Origin of the sequence: Aquimarina gracilis (genome assembly GCF_035285365.1) — a bacterium.
GTDB classification, from domain to species: Bacteria; Bacteroidota; Bacteroidia; order Flavobacteriales; family Flavobacteriaceae; genus Aquimarina; species Aquimarina gracilis.
This window is the reverse complement of record NZ_JAYKLX010000002.1, coordinates 110,870-131,218: the sequence shown is the minus strand read 5'-3', so window position 1 is coordinate 131,218 and position 20,349 is coordinate 110,870. Positions and strand designations below refer to the sequence as shown.

20 protein-coding genes are annotated in these 20,349 nt (G+C 35.2%); 8 read left to right on the top strand and 12 right to left on the bottom strand.

Going from position 1 to position 20,349, the window contains the following annotated elements:
• Window positions 1-17 precede the first annotated feature (17 nt).
• The 4 genes from rpmG (at window position 18) to U6A24_RS03435 (ending at window position 3,149) form a co-directional block, all read left to right on the top strand.
• Window positions 18-200: a 50S ribosomal protein L33 gene (gene rpmG, locus U6A24_RS03450; RefSeq protein WP_010134999.1), complete on the top strand. Its 183-nt coding sequence runs from the start codon at window positions 18-20 to the stop codon at window positions 198-200.
• Between the two features lie 6 nt (window positions 201-206).
• A complete protein-coding gene (locus U6A24_RS03445; RefSeq protein WP_201922289.1) occupies window positions 207-359 on the top strand; it encodes a DUF4295 domain-containing protein in 153 nt (50 codons plus the stop codon).
• 116 nt (window positions 360-475) lie between these two features.
• Complete coding sequence (gene ftsY, locus U6A24_RS03440; RefSeq protein WP_324178545.1) at window positions 476-1,429, top strand: signal recognition particle-docking protein FtsY; 954 nt, start codon at window positions 476-478, stop codon at window positions 1,427-1,429.
• A gap of 121 nt (window positions 1,430-1,550) precedes the next feature.
• Window positions 1,551-3,149, top strand: a complete 1,599-nt coding sequence (locus U6A24_RS03435; RefSeq protein ID WP_324178544.1) for a carboxypeptidase-like regulatory domain-containing protein — start codon at window positions 1,551-1,553, stop codon at window positions 3,147-3,149.
• A gap of 291 nt (window positions 3,150-3,440) precedes the next feature.
• Here U6A24_RS03435 and U6A24_RS03430 read toward each other — a convergent pair whose 3' ends face one another.
• Window positions 3,441-3,659, bottom strand: coding sequence for a hypothetical protein (locus U6A24_RS03430; RefSeq protein WP_324178543.1), 219 nt, complete (start codon window positions 3,657-3,659; stop codon window positions 3,441-3,443).
• A 27-nt stretch (window positions 3,660-3,686) separates the two neighbouring features.
• On the bottom strand, window positions 3,687-4,748 hold the full coding sequence (locus tag U6A24_RS03425; protein WP_324178542.1) for a hypothetical protein: 1,062 nt from the start codon (window positions 4,746-4,748) through the stop codon (window positions 3,687-3,689).
• A 107-nt stretch (window positions 4,749-4,855) separates the two neighbouring features.
• Between U6A24_RS03425 and U6A24_RS03420 the strand changes: the two genes are divergently transcribed.
• The 3 genes from U6A24_RS03420 to U6A24_RS03410 are packed head-to-tail and all read left to right on the top strand — an operon-like array spanning window position 4,856 to window position 8,835.
• Window positions 4,856-5,374: an RNA polymerase sigma factor gene (locus U6A24_RS03420; RefSeq protein ID WP_324178541.1), complete on the top strand. Its 519-nt coding sequence runs from the start codon at window positions 4,856-4,858 to the stop codon at window positions 5,372-5,374.
• Between the two features lie 52 nt (window positions 5,375-5,426).
• Window positions 5,427-6,341 carry a FecR family protein gene (locus U6A24_RS03415; RefSeq protein WP_324178540.1) on the top strand — a complete coding sequence of 305 codons (915 nt, stop codon included), beginning with the start codon at window positions 5,427-5,429 and terminating at the stop codon, window positions 6,339-6,341.
• 25 nt (window positions 6,342-6,366) lie between these two features.
• The gene (locus U6A24_RS03410) at window positions 6,367-8,835 is read left to right on the top strand and encodes a TonB-dependent receptor (protein ID WP_324178539.1); all 2,469 of its coding nucleotides are present in this window, start codon (window positions 6,367-6,369) and stop codon (window positions 8,833-8,835) included.
• Between the two features lie 16 nt (window positions 8,836-8,851).
• On the opposite strand, the gene U6A24_RS03405 is transcribed toward U6A24_RS03410, so the two are convergent.
• Complete coding sequence (locus U6A24_RS03405; protein WP_324178538.1) at window positions 8,852-9,943, bottom strand: serine hydrolase domain-containing protein; 1,092 nt, start codon at window positions 9,941-9,943, stop codon at window positions 8,852-8,854.
• Window positions 9,944-10,082: 139 nt separating this feature from the next.
• On the opposite strand from U6A24_RS03405, the gene rimO reads away from it, so the two are divergent.
• Window positions 10,083-11,384 (top strand): 30S ribosomal protein S12 methylthiotransferase RimO, encoded by a 1,302-nt coding sequence (gene rimO / locus U6A24_RS03400; protein ID WP_324178537.1) that lies wholly within the window; start codon window positions 10,083-10,085, stop codon window positions 11,382-11,384.
• 163 nt (window positions 11,385-11,547) lie between these two features.
• Here the strand turns inward: rimO and U6A24_RS03395 are convergent, their stop codons facing one another.
• The 9 genes from U6A24_RS03395 to U6A24_RS03355 all read right to left on the bottom strand — a co-directional run bounded on the left by U6A24_RS03395 (window position 11,548) and on the right by U6A24_RS03355 (window position 20,309).
• Window positions 11,548-11,754 carry a hypothetical protein gene (locus tag U6A24_RS03395; RefSeq protein ID WP_324178536.1) on the bottom strand — a complete coding sequence of 69 codons (207 nt, stop codon included), beginning with the start codon at window positions 11,752-11,754 and terminating at the stop codon, window positions 11,548-11,550.
• Window positions 11,755-12,264: 510 nt separating this feature from the next.
• A complete protein-coding gene (locus U6A24_RS03390) occupies window positions 12,265-12,897 on the bottom strand; it encodes an NAD(P)H-dependent oxidoreductase (protein ID WP_324178535.1) in 633 nt (210 codons plus the stop codon).
• A gap of 10 nt (window positions 12,898-12,907) precedes the next feature.
• Window positions 12,908-13,621, bottom strand: coding sequence for a pirin family protein (locus tag U6A24_RS03385; RefSeq protein ID WP_324178534.1), 714 nt, complete (start codon window positions 13,619-13,621; stop codon window positions 12,908-12,910).
• 95 nt (window positions 13,622-13,716) lie between these two features.
• Entirely contained in the window at window positions 13,717-14,598 is an 882-nt protein-coding gene (locus U6A24_RS03380; protein WP_324178533.1) for an AraC family transcriptional regulator, read from the bottom strand.
• A 167-nt stretch (window positions 14,599-14,765) separates the two neighbouring features.
• Window positions 14,766-15,218, bottom strand: coding sequence for a hypothetical protein (locus U6A24_RS03375; protein ID WP_324178532.1), 453 nt, complete (start codon window positions 15,216-15,218; stop codon window positions 14,766-14,768).
• A gap of 84 nt (window positions 15,219-15,302) precedes the next feature.
• Window positions 15,303-15,689 carry a DUF1801 domain-containing protein gene (locus tag U6A24_RS03370; protein ID WP_324178531.1) on the bottom strand — a complete coding sequence of 129 codons (387 nt, stop codon included), beginning with the start codon at window positions 15,687-15,689 and terminating at the stop codon, window positions 15,303-15,305.
• 195 nt (window positions 15,690-15,884) lie between these two features.
• On the bottom strand, window positions 15,885-16,064 hold the full coding sequence (locus U6A24_RS03365; protein ID WP_324178530.1) for a hypothetical protein: 180 nt from the start codon (window positions 16,062-16,064) through the stop codon (window positions 15,885-15,887).
• 706 nt (window positions 16,065-16,770) lie between these two features.
• The gene (locus U6A24_RS03360; protein ID WP_324178529.1) at window positions 16,771-17,133 is read right to left on the bottom strand and encodes a hypothetical protein; all 363 of its coding nucleotides are present in this window, start codon (window positions 17,131-17,133) and stop codon (window positions 16,771-16,773) included.
• 317 nt (window positions 17,134-17,450) lie between these two features.
• Entirely contained in the window at window positions 17,451-20,309 is a 2,859-nt protein-coding gene (locus U6A24_RS03355) for a M16 family metallopeptidase (protein WP_324178528.1), read from the bottom strand.
• Between the last annotated feature and the right edge of the window lie 40 nt (window positions 20,310-20,349).

Here is a 20,349-nt window from a genome sequence, read left to right as displayed (position 1 = left end):
TTTAAAAGATACGACAAATGGCAAAGAAAGGTAATAGAGTACAAGTGATATTAGAGTGTACAGAACACAAAGCTTCTGGTCAACCAGGTACATCTAGATATATAACTACAAAAAACAAAAAGAACACTCCGGATAGATTAGAGATTAAGAAATTTAATCCTATTCTAAAGAAAATGACTGTTCATAAAGAAATAAAATAATCAGAAATGGCAAAGAAATCAGTAGCATCGTTACAGACTGGGTCAAAGAGATTAACTAAAGCCATTAAAATGGTAAAATCTCCAAAGACTGGTGCGTATACTTTCGTAGAATCTATTATGGCCCCAGAAGCTGTAAATGACTTCTTAAAGCAAAAGTAAACTCAAGAAAATATTTTAAAAAGAAGCCGTTTCAATTGTATTGAAATGGCTCTTTCTTTTTATATTTAGATGTTTAATGAAATCATTATAACTTTTTAGAGTATTACATAGTATAAATGGGACTTTTTAAGAATATATTTTCTTCAGAGAAAAAGGAAACCCTTGATAAAGGGCTCGAGAAATCTAAAACCACTTTTTTTTCTAAATTAAGTAAAGCTGTAGCCGGTAAATCCAAAGTTGATGATAGTGTTTTGGATGATCTTGAAGAAATATTGGTTACCAGTGATGTGGGGGTGAATACTACCATTAAAATTATCGAAAGAATTGAAAATCGTGTAGCAAAAGATAAATATCTTGGGACAGATGAATTGAATCAAATCTTGCGTGAAGAAATAGCCGGTTTACTCTCTGAAACTAATATTGGAGAGGCCACAGATTTTGATATTCCCCAGGACAAAAAGCCATATGTCTTAATGGTTGTTGGGGTAAATGGAGTAGGGAAGACTACTACTATTGGTAAATTAGCTCATCAGTTTAAAAATAAAGGATTAAACGTTGTACTAGGGGCAGCAGATACCTTTAGAGCAGCTGCAATCGATCAATTACAAGTATGGGCAGATAGAGTTGATGTGCCTATTGTAAAACAATCTATGGGTAGCGATCCTGCATCGGTGGCTTTTGACACACTCCAATCCGGGGTAAATCAAAATGCAGATGTAATTATTATTGATACCGCAGGAAGATTACACAATAAGGTTAACTTGATGAATGAGTTAACCAAGGTAAAGCGGGTTATGCAAAAAGTGATCGGTGATGCGCCACACGACGTATTACTCGTTTTGGATGGTTCTACCGGACAAAATGCTTTTGAGCAGGCAAAACAATTTACCGCAGCTACCGAGGTTACTTCCCTCGCAGTAACCAAACTTGATGGTACAGCCAAGGGAGGAGTGGTTATTGGAATTAGTGATCAATTTCAAATCCCGGTTAAATACATTGGTGTTGGTGAAGGGATAGATGATCTACAGGTATTTAATAAATACGAATTTGTAGATTCGTTTTTTAAATAAGATAACGTTATTATATAGTTAAATAGCATCTTGATAACTCTCAAGATGCTATTTTTTTATTAATTTTTATTCCGGTCTTTTATGTAATAATAGATTTATCAATTTCAAGTTATAGTTTACGATGCTAGAAAACAAGAGTATTATCCATCTATTGTTTCTGTTTTTGTTTTTTGTGGATAGTACCGCCCAAAGTGAGTATAGCACAGATCAATATTTTTGCAAAGTTGTTAATGCAGTATCAAATACCCCGGTATTTTATGCCACAGTAAAACTTAATGGAACTAATATAGGGGTTATTGCCGATGATAAAGGTGAGTTTAGATTACCATTAGAATTGTTCTCTTCAGATAGTGTCATAATCTCTTCAATTGGATATAGAAATAAAAGACAAGATATTAACACCTTGAAAAAAGGACAACTTAATGTCATAAAATTGAGTCCAAGTGTTGAAGCCCTGGACGAAGTAATTGTTGTTTCAAAAAAAGGACAACCTACAAAACTAAATGCCAAACAAATTATAAAGTTTGCCTTAAAAAATATTCCTTCGAATTATCCAAATGAACCTTTTTCTTACATCGGTTATTATCGGGATTATCAGCAACCTATAGATAGTATCTATGCGATTCTTTCCAATCAAAAAAAAGATATAGAATATATTAACCTGAATGAAGGGATTGTAGAAGTGTTTGATGCCGGGTTTAACACCGATCAGCTTTCAGATGATCAAAATCAAACAGTTGTTTATAGCTATCATGACAATAAAAACTTTTGGAGAGATAGCATGTTATCGATTCCCTACGATAACTACAAGAACAAGTACTTGAAGAATGTAATAATTCCACCCTTGGGAGGGAATGAACTTAATTTATTACAATTAACAAATGCGATAAGAAATCATGATAAATCGTCATTTTCTTTTGTTGAAGTTTTAAAAAAGAATTTTTTAAGAAATCATAAATTTAAGCTGAAGGGTATTAACTTTCTTGATGACGTTCCAATTTATGAAATCGGTATTTCGGCCAAGGTTGATAGAGTTGGCATGTTTTATTATGCCAGAGGTACAATTTTTATCTCCAAGAAGAATTATGCAATTCATAAATTAAATTATAGTGTCTATAATTCAAGCGAAAAAGAACTTCTGTATACCGTAGCGATCGAATATGCTCCTTTTAAAGGTAAAATGTATTTAAATTACATTACTTTCAATAATCGTTTTCAAGTAAATTCAAATCAGTATTTCAAAGTCCAAAAAGCTACTTTTGATATGAAGGATGTCGCTTTTACGGTTTATTTTGATAAGAAATTGAATATTGATTTTAAGAATGATTATCGAAATACAATTAAAGTAAAATACAAGAAACGAAGAATTAAAATCCAGAGAGTTGCTATTTTTAGTGATCACATTAAAGTATTTCTGGATAAGTCAAAACTACTATCTATAAAAGGTTTTAATACCAATACACTTCTAGAAGATTTTGAATTAAGTATTAAAGGGATCAAAGACGTTTTTGGTAATCAAATAGGAAAAATGCCCAAGCTATTTATAAATCAATATAGAGAAATTTTTGTTCAAGAAGTTTTTCCTGGTAAGAAAATACCTCTTGGTAAAAAACCAATGGACAAATCTTTACCTTTATCAAAGTCAAGTAAAAACAGTTTTGAGGAAGGAAATAAATATTGGGAAAATACACCACTAAAGCAAAACAAAATTAGCAATTGACTTTAAAGTTCGTTTGGGCACTTGAGACACTAGTATTTTTTTTTCTGAGAAATTAAAAAAACCTTCATGTACATGAAGGTTTTTACCTATATCCATAACTTTTGATAAAATAATTCCCTTTCTTTTAGCAATAAAAGTTATAGGAAATAAGGGATTGGTTAGATTGATAAACGGATTATAAGAAAGGTCATAAAAATACAATAGATCACGAGAAAAGCTCCGCTTATTAAGATCCTGTATTTGGATATTTTTTGTGTTAATTTTGACATGAGTGTTGTGTTGTTTGTTAGATTATAAATAGGGTGTTTTTTTAATATCTATAGGTAAAGAAAATAAAAGACTTATTGTGTCTTTTGTGTCATTGTTTATTTCTTTATCTACAGTTTTATTTTCGTGGGTGTTAACCTCTTCAAGATTGGTGTCTTGATCCAGGGTTATAACCAAAGTAATATAACCAACGACCAGAATAATAAATAAAAGGCTTATTATGGTCTTTAAGTTATTTCTCATAGGTTGGTTTTAAGGCATAAATCTATCTTAATCATTTTTAAAAAATAATTGATCTTTACTCACGGTTCCATTGGTTCTTTCAAGTTTGATTTGATCTTCTATTGCTTTTTTTACTTCCCATAAACCATTGAGTTTATTCAAAGGAACTTCAGAACCAAAATCAAAATCTATTTCTAAGTTAGAATCAGCATTAACCGAGGCGATCCAGGTACCGTTTGTAATTTCATCGGTTTCATCATTTTTGATAGTTACCGAGCCATCATTCAAAAATTCGAACTCAAAGTCTTTATAATTTTTTGTCTCGTTGTTTTCGTTGTCTTTATATTTAAGAACCTCCCATTCGTGATCTGTTAGGATTTCTGAGAACCTCTGAATATCGGTATTATCATTGTTGTTGTCATCATCATCAAGGTCGCAATCATCGTCTGTTACATTTTCTATTGTTTCTTCCAGATTATCCAGATTATCAATAATAATTTCTGTGTTGTTTGAAAAAATAACCGTTATGGGAAAGTTAATTGTTGCGATATCAGTATCACTTAGGTCATCTACGAATTGATATAGTTCTTTATCATTTTCAAAAGAAATCGTTTCAATCAATTCGCTTTGAGAATCAAAAACGGATGCCGAAAAAGGATAACTGAAATCGATACATTCGATAGTATCATCATCAATATTTTCACAAGCATTAACATTCTCATTAAACTGGTCTTGTGTGTTTACAGTAATTTCAGAAAAGTCATTAAATATTAGTGTTATAGGAAAATTGAAGATAATTTCGTCGGTATCATCAAAAATATCGTTATACTGATCTACGTCTTCTTGAGAATTGAGTGCTATCTCTTGACTATTTGCAGTAATCGTAAAAGGAATTTTTATACTAAAACAGCTCGTATTGTCAATACCATCGTCTACATTACCATTATTCTCTGAAGTCCTTAAAATAAGGCTTGCAGCCTTAGAATTTGCGGCAATAGATTCATTTTGGGTACTAACAATTAATTCATCAGATTCACTTCTGCACGATATAACTACTACCGTTATGATGAGTGTAAAAAAAACGAATATCGAATTAACTTTTATGCGCATTACAGCTTTTTATTGTTGTTTGTCGGTATTAATAGAACAACTAAGTTCTAAAAACTCCTTTTTTATTTTTCTTTTTTCTACATTTAAAGTCAAGAAATTTCGTCAAAATGCCAAAAGAGCTTCAGGAAAATGTCTGTAATGAAGAGACATTTTCTATGATCTATAATAAATACTCAAGAGATCTGTATAATTATCTATATTATAAGTATGGAGAATCTCTAGGTCCTAATGATAAAATGCAAGATGCTTTTATCAAGCTATTAAATAATTGTAAAAAGGTCACTCCTTCTAAAGCAAAAGGCTTTTTGTTTAGTGTAGCAAAAAACATGATGTTAAATGAAATTAAACATCAAAAAGTAGTACTTCGCTATAAAGAAATCAAACCCAAAGATTATACAGTAGAGTCTCCAGAATTTGTACTTGAGCAAAAACAATTTTTACAACGATATCAAAAGGCATTAAGTAAATTATCAGAAGATCAAAGAGTTTCTTTTTTGCTGAACAAAGTAGAAGGGAAAAAACATGCAGAAATTGCAGAAATGCTGGGCATTACCCGAAAAGCTGTAGAGAATAGAATTTATACAGCCTACAAAAAATTAAAGGAAGAAATTGAAGATTTTCGATAATCTGAAAGGAAAAAAAGATACTTAGTTGTTTTAGTATTAGAAGCAGGAAAAAATGGATAAAGAATATTTGGTAAAAAAATGGTTACTTGATGATCTAACTGATGAAGAGCTTAATGCTTTCAAGCAGTTGGATGATTATACTACGCATATCAAAATTCTTGAAGGTGCTGGTGCTTTCAAATCTCCTGTAGATTCTGAAATAGCAGATATAAATGCTTTCTATGCAAGAATAAATAATCAAAAAGAGCCCACTGCAAAAACAATTTGGTATATCCCTTTTTTAAGACTTGCAGCTATGATTGTAGTACTCTTGGGTATTGGATCACTTTTTTTTCTTAATAAGACTACTAATGTGGAGACACAGATAAGTGAGAAAATAACATTAGAATTACCAGATGCCTCCACCGTTACATTAAATTCAAAATCAGAATTAGCGTATTCCAAAAACAAGTGGAAAAACGATAGAGAAGTTAATCTTAAAGGAGAGGCGTTTTTTAAAGTTACCAAAGGATCTACCTTTGATGTCATTACCAATTCGAGTAAGGTAAGTGTTTTGGGAACACAATTTAATGTAAAAAATCGTAAGGGATTTTTTGAAGTTCAGTGTTTTGAAGGGCTGGTAAAGGTACAGTATGAAGAGCATGAAAAGAATTTACCGGCCGGAAGCACTTTTACAGTAATCAATGGTGTTGTCACTTCGTCACAAACTCAAGTTGGTGCTGCGCCTAATTGGGTAAATAATATGAGTACCTTTAAAAGTGTGCCTTTTATTCAAGTGATAAAAGAATTTGAAAGACAATATGATGTTGTTTTTTCTCTAGAAAAAGTAAATACTTCACGTATATTTACCGGAGGTTTTGTACACACTAGTTTAGAAGATGGTTTAAAATCCATAACTTTACCTCTAGATCTTATATACAAAATTGATTCAGAGAACCGCATTACATTATTTAAAAACGAGCAATAATTGGTTTAAAACCGGTGTACTATGTTTGTTTTTTGTTTTCGGATCATATAGTCAAACTTCCTCACAAAAAATACCATTATCGAACTTAATTACAGAGATAGAAAGCCGTTTTGAGCTTAAATTTACATATGCAGATGATACTATAGAAGGTGTTTTTATAGTACCCATTAATCAAGATTGGTCTCTAGACCAAATCATCGAATTTTTAGAAGAAGAAACCAAATTGGTATTTAACAAGCTTGCCAATAATTTTGTAGCTATCTACAAAAGGAAAGCTTCTTTTTTTATTTGCGGAAATCTGAAAGATCGAACAGGTAGTTTTTTGTTAGAAGGTGCAACTATTCAGGCAAAAGAATCATCGACCATCAGTGATCGGGAAGGTAACTTCAGACTTAAAGTGTCCAGCCCAAAAGAGACCATTATTATCGGACATTTGGGGTATCGAACTGTGTATAGGCTAGCAGATTCTTTTAAGTCCAATGATTGCGCAACTATTTATATGGACCCCAAAACTGAAACTTTGTCTGAAGTACTGATAAGTAACTACATCACCAAGGGAATAGGGAAAACTACTGATGGAAGTTTCCAAATAGATTACGATAATTTTGGGATCCTCCCCGGACTTATTGAAACCGATGTCTTGCAAACAATACAAGCCTTACCTGGTATTCAAAGTGCAGATGAGACGGTTTCCAATTTAAATATTAGAGGGGGTACTCATGATCAAAACCTGATCCTTTGGGATGATATAAAATTGTACCAATCGGGCCACTTTTTTGGTTTGATATCTGCAATTAACCCTTTAATTACCAAAAAGGCGACTTTAATCAAGAATGGTACGAATCCTGAATTTACCGATGGGGTTTCGGGAACCATCATCATGAATACCGATAACAAAGTGAATGATGACTTTAAGATGAGTATTGGAACCAACATGATTAATGCCGATGTTTTTTCAGATATTCCCATTGGAAAGAAGTCCTCATTACAGCTTACTGCACGAAAATCGATTAGAGATTTGGTAAAAACACCTACGTATTCTCAATACTTTGATAGGATTTCGCAAGATAGCGAGGTCGAAGATCAAAGAGAGTTAACATCCGATATCGGTTTTGATTTTTATGATGTCAATTTACGTTTAAACTATGACCTCTCAAGCAATGATAAGCTTAGGATCAATTTTCTTGGAATAAGTAATGAATTGGTTTTTACAGAAAATGCCATTATCAATGCAAACTTACAATCAAGACAAAGTAGTCTTGTACAAAATAGTATTGCCGGAGGAGTTTGGTACCAACGAAACTGGAATAATAAACTAAAAACTGTTTTACAAGCCTATGAAACCGACTATAGGCTAAAATCTATAAATGCAAACCTGCAACAAGAACAACGATTTTTACAGGAAAATAAAGTATCTGAAACAGGTATTAAATTGAAAGGGTATTATGATATCGCAAAAACAGTTACACTCCTTGGCGGATATCAATTCATAGAAACGGGGGTTTCTAACCTCAATGATGTAGATGTGCCTTTGTTTATTGAAAAGCGTGAACGAGTAATTCGAACCCATAGTTTGTTTTCGCAGGTATATTTCAGGCCGATTAAAAAAACGTCTTTAAATGCAGGTTTTAGGTATAACTATAATGAAAAGTTTAACTCTCATATTATCGAACCTCGATTAAGTTTTAATCAACAGCTTTTGAAACACTTTAACCTGGAGGTGTTGGCAGAATTCAAACACCAAAATACTACCCAGATTATTAATTTTCAAAATGATTTTTTGGGGATTGAAAAACGCCGATGGATTTTGGCCAATGATGAAGATATTCCTGTGGTAAAAAGTCAACAGGTTTCTACCGGAATTACGTATAACAGAAAAGGGTGGCTAATAAATGCAGAAGGGTACCTTAAAAAAGTTAAAGGTATTACGGCAAGAAGTCAGGGGTTTCAAAATCAATATGAGTTTGTGAGAGGCATAGGGGATTATATGGTTAAAGGTCTAGATTTCTTATTGAACAAAAGGTTTAAGGATATAAGTGCGTGGATGAGTTATTCATTTGTCGACAATCAATACATCTTTGATTCTTTTGAAGAACAGGAATTCCCTAATAATGTTCGTATTAGACATGCGGTAACCTTGGGATCATCGTATGCCTTTAACAATGTTAAACTAGCTGCAGGGTTGAATTGGCGTTCGGGATTACCTACAACAAGGCCCCTACAAGAGAATCCGGTTATCGATGATGGGATTAATTATCAAAATGCCAATAGTAGCAGATTAGACGAATATTTCAGATTTGATGTCTCGGCAACCTACGATTTTACAATCAGTAAGGGAATAAAGGCTCAAACTGGTCTTTCTATTTGGAACTTAACCAATAGAGAAAACATAATTAATACCTTTTACGAGGTAGATCAACAAAGTGTACCCAGAGAAGAGATTGAATTTTCTTTAGGAATTACCCCTAATGCAACGTTTAGAATGTCTTTTTAAAAAGAACTTTGATTATTTAGTTAATCAAAGCATTAATCTTTTCCCATAATGCATCATCAAAGCTAGAAGGCCCAAGCAAGGCTTCTCCTGTGTTATCTCCCATGCGTACAATCACTAAATTTTGACTTGGAACTATGTATAACTTTTGATCATCTTTGCCTAACCCTGCATATAGATCATCAGGCCCATTGGGAATTAACTTACCAGGAAATGAAGTTTCCAGAGTAGGAGCACGAAAACTAGCTTTTCCATTCAGCCACCATAAATAACCGTAAGCTTCATTAAGCTGTTGAGAGGTAGAAACCATGTTGGTAAAGTAATTTTGGTCAGAAAGAATACTAGTGTTCTCCCAAACTCCTTTATTAAGATTTAAAAGACCAAAACGAGCCATGCTTCTGGCAGAACTATAATATATATTGGCGTATCCCAGTGATATCCATGTTCCATCCATTCCAATCTTGTTTTTTAGTTTTGTGTCAAAATAAGAATTGAATTCTTGTTTGGTAGCTCCAGATACGATTTCCCTTAATAAAGTGTATGGAGCATTGTGGTAATACCAGAAATTCCCTGGTTCATTAAGGTATGTAAGACAGTCCTTGTCGGTGCAATTTAAGTTAGGCACATTGTAATTTAATCCTGTAGTCATAGTTAAATGATTTCGAACTGTGATCGAACTTTCTTGATCGTAGGAAAGTGTGGACCATCCCGTTCCTAAATAAGTAGAAGAAGGGTTGTTAACATTCAAAACATCTTCTTGTTGTGCCAAACCAATCATAAAAGCGGTCAATGTTTTTCCAACTGAATTCCAGGGATTATTATCAGAAGCAGATGCTCCATTGAAATACTTTTCTATAACGATCTTTCCGTTTTTGAGAATGAGAAACGCCTTAGTATTCTTTTGTTCAAGAAAATCATAAAGTCCAGATTCGGCCTCTTGATTCCAGTTTAATTCTTGGATAGATAGTGTTTCCCAAGTATCAGAATTCAATGGTGGAAAATATAAATCTGCAGTATCAATAGGCAACTGTTCTTCCATTTCAGAACTATCATCAGAACAAGAAATACAGCATAAAACAAATAGGGCAAAGGCAGTAGCGATCTTTTTCATACACTGGGGGATTTGTAGATTTGGACTGTACAATGTACAAAAGGTTTAATTTAAGTAGTATTCTTTAACATTTGGTTGATCGATTTATACGATAACTTCGGGTAATCATTGTATCTTTGCACACCTTTATTGAAAAGATATGAGAACAAAGACATTAAAAAAGAATAAGATTAATGTGGTAACACTGGGCTGTAGCAAGAATGTGTATGATAGCGAAGTGTTAATGGGGCAGTTGAAAGCAAATAATAAAGAGGTTGTTCATGAGGAAGAAGGAAATATTGTGGTTATCAATACCTGTGGTTTTATTGCCAATGCCAAAGAAGAATCTGTAAATACCATTCTTGAATATGTTCAAAAAAAGGAAGAAGGTGCAGTAGATAAAGTCTTTGTTACTGGATGTTTATCTGAAAGATACAAGCCTGATCTGGAAGAAGAAATACCCGATGTAGATCAATATTTTGGAACCACAGAGCTTCCAGGTTTATTAAAAGCCCTGGGTGCAGATTATAAACATGAATTGATAGGGGAACGCCTTACCACGACCCCAAAGAATTATGCATATCTTAAAATTGCTGAAGGATGTGATCGCCCTTGTTCTTTTTGTGCGATCCCTCTAATGCGAGGCAAACATAAATCGACTCCTATTGAAGAGTTGGTGGTCGAAGCAGAAAAACTTGCGGCTGAGGGAGTAAAAGAATTGATTTTGATAGCACAGGACCTTACCTATTACGGATTGGACTTGTACAAAGAAAGAAAACTTGCAGATCTGCTTCGAGCTCTGGTAAAAGTTGAAGGAATAGAGTGGATTCGTTTGCATTATGCATTTCCAACTGGATTTCCAATGGATGTATTAGAGGTGATGAAACAAGAACCGAAAGTTTGTAATTACATAGACATACCATTGCAACACATATCTGATGCTATATTGAAGTCTATGCGTCGCGGAACTACCAAGGCAAAAACGACCAAACTTATAGAGGATTTTAGAGCGGCCGTTCCAGAAATGGCTATTCGTACTACATTAATAGTAGGGTATCCAGGAGAAACACAAGAAGATTTTGAAACCTTAAGAGATTGGGTAAAAGAAATACGTTTTGAACGTTTGGGATGTTTTACCTATTCTCATGAAGAAAATACCCATGCTTTTAATCTGGAAGATGATGTGCCCGAAGAAGTGAAAATGGAACGTGCCAATGAGATTATGGAAATTCAGTCGCAAATTTCATGGGAACTTAATCAGCAAAAAATAGGACAAGAATTTCGTGTGGTAATTGATCGTAAAGAAGGAAACTATTTTATTGGTCGAACTGAATTTGATTCTCCAGATGTAGATAACGAAGTGCTCATTGATGCGTCAAAATTTTATCTTAAAACAGGAGAGTATGCCAACATAAAAGTATACGAGGCCGAAGATTTTGACCTATATGCAGAACCTGTTTAAAATTTACATACGTATATCTTAAACTACATTGACATTACAGCATAAAAAAAGAAGCCCATTTGGGCTTCTTTTGCGTTTATCTAGAATAGTGTTTCTTTATTTTTTCTTGGCTAATTCAAATGTAAAGAGAACTATTGAAGATTTGGGTATAGTGATGTATTAATTATCCAGCAGTGTTATAATCTAAACCACCGTCTGTTTCATTGTAATCATCAATTATTTTTTCAGGATTGATATCTGGATCGTTTCCAGGATTGTTTTCTGGATTCTCTATGTTGTTATCTTGAGTTAAAGTAGCGTCTTCAAATGATTCTGCTTCACAAGATAAAAGAGCGATCGAAATTGCAAGTAGGTAAGTAATTTTTTTCATCGTAATAAAATTTTGAGTTCTTTTTTTTTGTTTGTTAAATCGGCGGCAAATGTATTCAAAAAAATGACTTAAAATCTTAAATTTTCTCTAAGGAAATGTTTGTTAACAAAGGGTCGATTTGATAAGTTAATAATGAAAATAAGAGAAGCTTTCTGAATTAAATAATGGTTCGAAGAAATGTGATGAATTTTCTTCAGTTTTTGAAGGATTTTGTTGTGAAATTACGAACGCTATTTTTTGTAAAAAAAGTTAAACTTTAACGATTTGGTAACATTTGAGCCTTTTTAAATATACTTTTTGTTTATTTTTCATTATAAATACGTTTTTAATGATAATTCGTTAATGTTATCTAAAGTTTCATTTACTCTTGTTAGAGATACAGGAGTTATAAAATTGATCTAATAATTTAAAACACGATACAAAAGCAAAATTTGAATGGTTTGATCATATTGTTGAATAAAAAAAAGGTCGAAATCTCGACCTTTTTTTATTCAAATTCGTACTCAACTCTTATTTTATGGTTTCAAATAATTGATCTATAGGTTTTCGAACTTTTTTATTGCCTTGGGTAGCGTCTTCTTCAGATCGATATCCTATGGTAGCGATTACAGCTGCAGATAATCCTTTTTCAGACAACCCAAGGATTTTATCATATTCATCAGGTTCAAAACCTTCCATAGGACAAGCATCTATTTTTAACTCTGCCGAGGCGGCTAGCAAATTTCCCAAACCAATATAGGTTTGCTTTGCGGTCCATGCTTTTACGGCCTCATCTGGTAATGCACCTATTTTGGTTTTCATAAAGTCTCCATATCCTTTTAGGTCCTCAAAGTTTAGACCTTGTGTCGTGGCTTTTAGTTTTAAGTAACCATCGATAACTTCAGGGCCTACTTGGGTATAGTTACAAAATACTATCAAATGAGATGCATCGGTGATTTGCGATTGTCCCCAGGAGGCTGGTTTTAGTTTCTCTCTTATCTCTGGATCTTCAATAATTAAAACTTTGTAGGCTTGTAATCCATACGATGAAGCAGATAGCGATACCGCTTCTTTTATCTTTTCAAGATCGGTGTCTGAAACTTTTTTAGTAGCGTCAAACTTTTTGGTGGCATAACGCCATTTTAGATTTTCTAGTAATTGCATAACGATTTTTTTAAATAGACATTGGTACTTCCATTAATAATATTTTTGATGCACTGTCGGCTTTGATTTCAATTTTATCAGTTTCCAGGATGCCGAGCCCATCTCTTTTATTCAACTTTTGGGCTGCTACCGTCATATCCCCTTCCAATATAAAGGCATAGACCCCGTTGCTAGCATCTTTTAATTCGTAAGAAACGTTGTTGCCGGCTTCAAATTCACCCATATGAAACCAGGCATTTTGATGAATCCATACCCCATCATCATCTTGATTAGGAGATAGAACCTGTGACAATTGATTCTTTATTTCGCCTTCATTCAAGGTAATTTGATCATATCGGGGTGCTACATTTTTCTGATTTGGGATCACCCATATCTGTAAAAACTTGACCTCTTTATCCTGGTTCTTGTTGTATTCGCTATGAAAAACTCCGGTGCCGGCACTCATTACCTGTATGTCACCTTGCTTGATCACCGTAGTGTTTCCCATGCTATCTTTGTGCTCCAGATCTCCTTCTAGCGGGATCGAGATAATCTCCATATTATCATGAGGGTGTTTCCCGAATCCCATGCCTGGAGCCACAGTATCGTCATTTAATACTCTTAAAACTCCAAAATTCATTCTTTCGGGATTGTAATAGTTGGCAAAACTAAACGAGTGGCTAGAGTTTAACCACCCATGGTTTGCTTTTCCTCTGGTGTCTGCTTTGTGCACAATCGTTTTCATTTTATTTCCTTTCTTTTATATGGTTATCTTTTTTTACACTACAAAGTTGCCATTTCTAAAAAGGTTATAAAATGCAAGAATACGAGCTAGTCATATCAAAATCCGACATTGCCATTATTTTTGAAAGCTGAAGGCGAGGTTCCTGTACTTTTTTTGAAAAAATTGCTAAAGTTTGACGGCTCAGAAAAGCCAAGGGCATAAGCAATTTCTTTGGTCGTTTGATCTGAAAAGAACAACATACGTTTGGCAGCAATGATAATGCGAGATTGTAAATACTCTTTGGCAGTTTTACCAATTAAAGATTTTATGGTGCGATTAAGATGATCGGGAGTTACATGCAAGGCCTCGGCATATTGTTGTACCAGGTGCCATTCTGAAAAATGACGTTCTACCAGGTTTTTAAAATCTTTTAATATAGTTGCACCAGCTTGTAATTGTTGTGTATTTCTTTCGTCAAGAGTGCAAATATTATTACAGGCAATCAAGAAAAGTTTTAACAATGCTCCTTGTGCCTGGGATTTAAATTTTACATTCGACTGTTGTATTTCGAATAGTTGTCGACAATAATGATCTAATTGTTTTTGCTGTTTCGAATTTAGATAGAGTGGTGGAGTCTCTCCATAAGCGGTAAATAAATTAATATCTTCAATAAAACAATAATCGATATTATTTTCTTCTAGAAATTGTCTAGAGAATATTATCGCCCAGCCATATGATTTTTGGTGCTCGTTTAATTGATGCACTTGCCCCGGACTTACAAAGAATACTTGATTCTCTTCCAGTTCATATTCATTAAAATCGATCATATGTTTTCCATTGGCCGTTTTTATAAAAAGTACCGTAAAGAAATTATGACGATGCGGATCATCAAGTTTGCCACGAGAGCTATCGTAGACATCTTCCATTCGTTTGATATCAAAGGAAAGATGTGTGTCAGACCGATCTACAAACTCATACGTTTTTATGGAAGTGGACATAGAATTCATGGTAAATAAAAGCTGTCCAAAAGATAGGATATTTAAAGAATTTTATACGTATTTTTTAATTAAGATTATGAAGTGTTTAACGGTTTTTTACTCGATAATCTAGCTTGTTCGGCAGGCACGGCCAGATTTACATGTTCTGAAGCTTGCTTTGAGGCAGTTTACTTTATTCTCTTATAAAACAAACCGGGGCCATCGCATGCCCAACAGGTGCCAATCAAATCTGTATCGGTATCCAGTTTAAGATATTCTTTAAGCTCGGCAGAACAATTGCATAGCAATGTGTTTTCCGATTCATGTATAAGTTCCAGATAAGTGCCGTCCGAAAGTTTGACAAAGGCATACGTTCCTTTTACCGTTGTAGTGTTATTTTCTCGCTCCCTAGTTTTGATGAATGTACCATCAGATTGCAAAAGGTAATCTTCTTGCCATTCCATATTTTCACCAATGGCAGGTGGTATGTCAGCAATACTACCTGTCATTTTAACCAATTTCCATTGCTGCGGATATTGATCGGCTTTTAAAGGTGAATTGGGTTGGGCGCTGCTATCATGATCTTTTGAGCAAGCGACCAAAATAAAAATTGAGAATAGTGTAAAGAATGCTTTTTTCATAGTGACCTAATGTTACATTTACTTGATAGATGAGTAAGTATGAGAACAGTTGCGTGGGATAGAATTGAAATTAAACTTCCTTGTTTAAGAGTATTGTTTTGAAACATATTGATAAGATTCTGCAATCAATGTTTCTAAAACGTCCAGATCAATATCTGCCAGTTGTTTCACATACAAACACGATTTCCCGGTTTTGTATTTCCCAAGTTTTGCGAGTAGTTCTTCATACCGATCAAAACCTGCAATAATGTAAATAGAAATATTCTGTGCCCGTGACGAAAATCCGGTTTTTAGCCAATCGCCCTTGGTACCGCTTTCGTATTTATAATGATAGCTACCAAAACCTACAATACTATTTCGCCAGATTTCGGGCTCCTCATTTGAGATACGTTTCATGATATCGACTAGTAGCAAACAGTCTTGTTTACGCTGTGGATCTTTGATGTTGTCCAGATACTTGGTAATGCTCATGATTGATGAATTAATGCACAAGTAAGATACGAGTTTTTTGTTTGAGAATTAATTAACCACAGGAACGATGGCTCGGATTTGTAATCCGCGCGATCTGGGTGCAATTATAAAAAGGCAGCAATTTTTGATACAATTGCTGCCTTATATTTTGACAATTTTCATGTGTTTTTACTATGAAAATAAGGGAAGAAATAGTTACTCACATTCCTTATACGGGTCGCCACCTGTAATTGTAACAGTAGTGTTACAGCCGTTATCTCGTGTATTACATCCAATTACTCCACCTGAAGCCCCGCCGCCTACGATATGTTTAACTTCTAAATTTGAGATGATACTTTTGTTCCATTTCAAATTTCTTAAACTCTTCTTTTTCATGATTATGGTTTTAAAAGTTGATAATGTATTAAATGTACTACATTACAAAAAAGAATTTACGGTTTTAAGACATGATTAACCATTAAGATATTTTATACTCATCATAACAATTTTACTTGATTTTATACATACCGTTTATAAGTAAGAACGATGGCTCGGATTTGTAATCCGAGCTTGGAAACATGTTGCCGTTTGCACGGATTGCAAATCTGAGCGATCGGGGATTAAAAAAAAACACTTTTTTCTTCCCAGTAACGAAAAATGAAACTCGTAGCACCTATCATTGGATAATTTTTAAGGAAAAACAAGCTTGAAATTCCGACAGCTTATTATCTGATCAGAATGTGTCGCCGGAAATTCCGGCACAACTTTCCAAGCGAGGAATATGTTGCCGGAAAACCCGGCACGTTTTTCCGAGGCAGGAAAATGTTCCCGGGTTTTCCGGGGCGTTTTTCCCGGGTGTAGAATCATTCTAAATAATTTAAGTTACATATAACCTATGAACAATGTATTAATCATGCTACAATTAAAAAGTTTCAAGAATAGAGAATTTTCAAAATACACCCTTGCTGCCGCTAGTTTGTAACTAGTGTGCCGCGCAAAGCTAAGACAACAAAATGTTAAGACAGCTATGAGCTACAAATCTTTAGTGTTTTTTATCATCTCAATCTTGTGTGCCACTAGTCAAAGACTAGCGGTAGCGATATCAGGCGATATCTTGATTTTTAGCAATATCGTCTTCGATAGCTTTTATTAATCTTTGAAACCTTTTGATTCGATATTTGTCTTGGATGGCAAATACAATGTGTCCTATAATACAAAAAGAGGCATACACACATAATGACCAGATAACAGCGGTAAAATAATCTCCTCCCAGACGATCCATAATAGATTGGGATCTGCCAAAGCGAAGTTTGTGTCCTCCTGTATAAGTTGGTACATACAAAGAGAACAGAATACCGAATATTATAACTTTTAAGAGATTCTTTTTAAAAAATCCCGAATGGTTTTGAATATCTTCAATCTTTCGAGTATATACTTCAAGACGATTTTTTTGGTAATCGGTCATGCTAAGTGTTTAATTGGCGGCAAAAATACAAAACTTCAATAAAGATGAGCACTAGTCACAGACTTGTGCCAGCGGGCATTGTGGGCACTGGTAGCAGGCTAGTGCTAGTGGAGTGATACGAGTTTTTTTTGAGAATTGATTAACTACAGGAACGATGGCTCGGATTTGTAATCCGAGCTTGAAAACATGTTGTTGTTTGCACGGATTGTAAATCCGTCTATCAGGTTTAAAAGCAAAAAAAAGGGACAAACCATGATGGTTTGTCCCTTTTTTTGGTGCCCTGAGCGGAGTCGAAGGGCTCGTTTTTAACGACTTATTTAATTCTTAACCGGCTCTTTATCATCATTTAACAACACCGGCGTACCAAAACCTAATTGTTCCAGTTTTTTAAGCTGTGTTTTGGCATCACCCACCACCAGGTAGATCATTTTGTTGGGATCCAGGTAGGTGTTCGAGAGTCGTTTTACCTCGTCTACCGTCATATTATTTACAATCGCTTCGCGTTGGGTAACATAATCGTCTGGATAGTTAAACTCACTAATGTTAATCAGCATATTAAGTTTTGAGTTAAACGTCTCAAACGCCCTGGCGTTACTCTTTATTAAGGAGCTTTTGGTGATATCCAAATCTTCCTGGTTATAGTTTTTACCATAGTTGGTCAAAATCTCTTTAACCAAGTCTGCCGACTCATAGGTTACATTAGAGCGCACCCCGCTAGAAATGGTAAACGGTCCAGGGATGGTACTGCCCCTAAAACTAGAGCCTATACCGTAGGTATATCCTTTGCCTTCGCGCAATTGTTGTGTGAATTGCGAGGCAAATCCACCGCCTCCCAATCGATAGTTCATGATACGTGCAGGATAATAGTCTTTATCGGTCGCTGCCAGGGCTCGATACCCAAATCGTATTTGTGATTGCTTGGCATCGGGCACATCATAAAAATAGACTTTGGATTCCTTGGGTGCTTCTGGAGTAGCCAATACCGGGAATTTCACCTCTTTTTGCGGCCAGTTTTTATCCAGATTCGCCAACGAAGAGGTAACTGCTACCCGATCAATATCACCTACTACATGTACTTTGGTAATGGTAGGCGAGAAGTTGGCTTCATAAAACTGCCTAAGGTCATCGATGGTAATCGATCCGACCGATGCCTCGGTCCCCAGGTTGTTATGTGATAAGATATGGTCCTCACCATACACAAGCTTGGCATATTCGTTACTGGCGATGCTTCTTGGATTGGCTTTTTGCTGTTGTATTTGGCTAATCACACTTTGTTTGATCAAATCAAATTCTTTTTCGTCCCATCGGGGTCGCAAGATCATTTCTTCAACCAGTGCCATGGTTTTGTCGTAGTTTTTGGCAAGGGTGCTTCCGGTTATGGAAATGTTTTCATCGCCGGCAAAGATATTGATCTCTGCACCAAGGCTCTCGATAGCGTCTTCCAGCTCTTCGGTGGTTTTGTCTTGGGTACCTTTGGTCATCAATTCGGCCAACATATTAGAAACACCAACTTTATCGGCTTTTTCTAATAATAAACCACATCGTATGTGCATTCTAAATTGCACCAATGGGATCTCGTCGTTTTGTATACCAAAGACTTCAATACCAGAGATGAGTTTTTCTTTCCAAACCGATGGCATGTTTACCTGTGGTGTTTCTCCGTAGGGCGGCTCTACCGATCGGTCAAAACTCGAAGGGGTTTTTTCATACTTGGCTGCGATACTGGCGTCAAAACTTTCTTCGGCACCTTCAACAATTTTTTCTTCAACTACTTCGGCCAGGGTAGATTCTTTTAAGATCAAATCGGTTTGCCCAATAGGTACAAAACTTGTCGCCACATAGTGTTTTCCTTTGATGTATTGATTGTACACACGATTTACATCTTCAACAGTAACCGCAAGAATGTTTTTTACGTCTTGGTTAATAAAACCAGGATCATTGGCAAAAATCTCATATTGTGCCAATTGAAATCCTTTGCCTAATACACTCGACAGACCCTGGTAGAAGTTAGTTTCTTGTCCGGCCTTGATGCGATCCAGGTCTTTTTGAGAAATTCCTTCAGTTTCAAACTTGGTAAAAGCCTCGGCAATGGCTTCATCAATAGTGTTGAGGTCTGTTTTTTCGAATCCACGAACACTCAGGTGATATTGCCCTGCCAATTCTGATCCGTAATTGTACATAACTACCTGGGGAGCCAGTTGCTTATCATCTACCAGTACCTTGTTGAAAGGCGCTTTTTTTCCTTCAGAAAGATAGGTCGATAACACATCCAACGCATACGAATCTGGATGATACATCGGTACCGTTGGCCAGGTCATGGTCACCTGCGGAAGACGTGCAAAGTTATCTTCATAATACAACTTCTTGGTTTCAGAAAGGGTAACGGGTTGTTTTTCTAATTTTGGAATGTCTTCTCCGCGTTTGATTTCATCAAAATACTTGTGTACCCATTTTTTGGCTTGCGCGGTATCAAAATCTCCTGCAATTGTCAAGGTGACATTATTAGGAACATACCAACGGTTGAAGAAATCTTTTACATCTTGAAGGGTAGCATTTTGTAAATCTTCAAGCGAACCGATTACCTGCCAATTGTAGGGATGACCTTTTGGATATAAATTTTTACCAATAACATAATTTACATGTCCATAAGGTCGATTGTCGATACTCTGGCGTTTTTCGTTTTTAACGACTTGTTTTTCTTTGGCCAGCACAGGTTCGGTAACCGTATTGATAAAGTATCCAAGTTTATCGGCTTCGGCCCAGATCATTTTTTCTAAAGCGTCTTTGGGTACCGTTTGATAATAATTGGTACGATCGCGGCTAGTGGATCCATTGGCACCAGAGCCTCCAATACGGGCACTCATTTTATCGAGTCCGCCTTTACCCAGGTTTTCAGATTCGAGAAACAGTAAATGCTCAAACAAATGGGCAAATCCTGTTCTTCCTTCTTTTTCTCTTGCAGAACCTACATGTGCGGTTAAGGCCACAGCCACTACAGGGTCCGATCGGTCTACGTGAAATACGACTTGCAAGCCGTTATCCAATGTGAATTTTTCAAAATCTACTTTAAATTCTTTGGTTTCTGCTACGTTTTTGTCTGCATCGGCTTCTTGTTTACAAGAAATGATGACTCCCGATAGCAAGAATGCGAAGAGTATTATTTTTAATGTTTTCATTGTATGCGTATATGATGATAAAAAAAGAGTACATACATAC

Excerpts from the sequence above, each read along its gene's own strand:
- rpmG (WP_010134999.1), top strand. The coding sequence starts at position 18 with ATGGCAAAGAAAGGTAATAGAGTACAAGTGATATTAGAGTGTACAGAA.
- U6A24_RS03445 (WP_201922289.1), top strand. The coding sequence starts at position 207 with ATGGCAAAGAAATCAGTAGCATCGTTACAGACTGGGTCAAAGAGATTA.
- ftsY (WP_324178545.1), top strand. The coding sequence starts at position 476 with ATGGGACTTTTTAAGAATATATTTTCTTCAGAGAAAAAGGAAACCCTT.
- U6A24_RS03435 (WP_324178544.1), top strand. The coding sequence starts at position 1,551 with ATGCTAGAAAACAAGAGTATTATCCATCTATTGTTTCTGTTTTTGTTT.
- U6A24_RS03430 (WP_324178543.1), bottom strand. The coding sequence starts at position 3,659 with ATGAGAAATAACTTAAAGACCATAATAAGCCTTTTATTTATTATTCTG.
- U6A24_RS03425 (WP_324178542.1), bottom strand. The coding sequence starts at position 4,748 with ATGCGCATAAAAGTTAATTCGATATTCGTTTTTTTTACACTCATCATA.
- U6A24_RS03420 (WP_324178541.1), top strand. The coding sequence starts at position 4,856 with ATGCCAAAAGAGCTTCAGGAAAATGTCTGTAATGAAGAGACATTTTCT.
- U6A24_RS03415 (WP_324178540.1), top strand. The coding sequence starts at position 5,427 with ATGGATAAAGAATATTTGGTAAAAAAATGGTTACTTGATGATCTAACT.
- U6A24_RS03405 (WP_324178538.1), bottom strand. The coding sequence starts at position 9,943 with ATGAAAAAGATCGCTACTGCCTTTGCCCTATTTGTTTTATGCTGTATT.
- rimO (WP_324178537.1), top strand. The coding sequence starts at position 10,083 with ATGAGAACAAAGACATTAAAAAAGAATAAGATTAATGTGGTAACACTG.
- U6A24_RS03395 (WP_324178536.1), bottom strand. The coding sequence starts at position 11,754 with ATGAAAAAAATTACTTACCTACTTGCAATTTCGATCGCTCTTTTATCT.
- U6A24_RS03390 (WP_324178535.1), bottom strand. The coding sequence starts at position 12,897 with ATGCAATTACTAGAAAATCTAAAATGGCGTTATGCCACCAAAAAGTTT.
- U6A24_RS03385 (WP_324178534.1), bottom strand. The coding sequence starts at position 13,621 with ATGAAAACGATTGTGCACAAAGCAGACACCAGAGGAAAAGCAAACCAT.
- U6A24_RS03380 (WP_324178533.1), bottom strand. The coding sequence starts at position 14,598 with ATGTCCACTTCCATAAAAACGTATGAGTTTGTAGATCGGTCTGACACA.
- U6A24_RS03375 (WP_324178532.1), bottom strand. The coding sequence starts at position 15,218 with ATGAAAAAAGCATTCTTTACACTATTCTCAATTTTTATTTTGGTCGCT.
- U6A24_RS03370 (WP_324178531.1), bottom strand. The coding sequence starts at position 15,689 with ATGAGCATTACCAAGTATCTGGACAACATCAAAGATCCACAGCGTAAA.
- U6A24_RS03365 (WP_324178530.1), bottom strand. The coding sequence starts at position 16,064 with ATGAAAAAGAAGAGTTTAAGAAATTTGAAATGGAACAAAAGTATCATC.
- U6A24_RS03360 (WP_324178529.1), bottom strand. The coding sequence starts at position 17,133 with ATGACCGATTACCAAAAAAATCGTCTTGAAGTATATACTCGAAAGATT.
- U6A24_RS03355 (WP_324178528.1), bottom strand. The coding sequence starts at position 20,309 with ATGAAAACATTAAAAATAATACTCTTCGCATTCTTGCTATCGGGAGTC.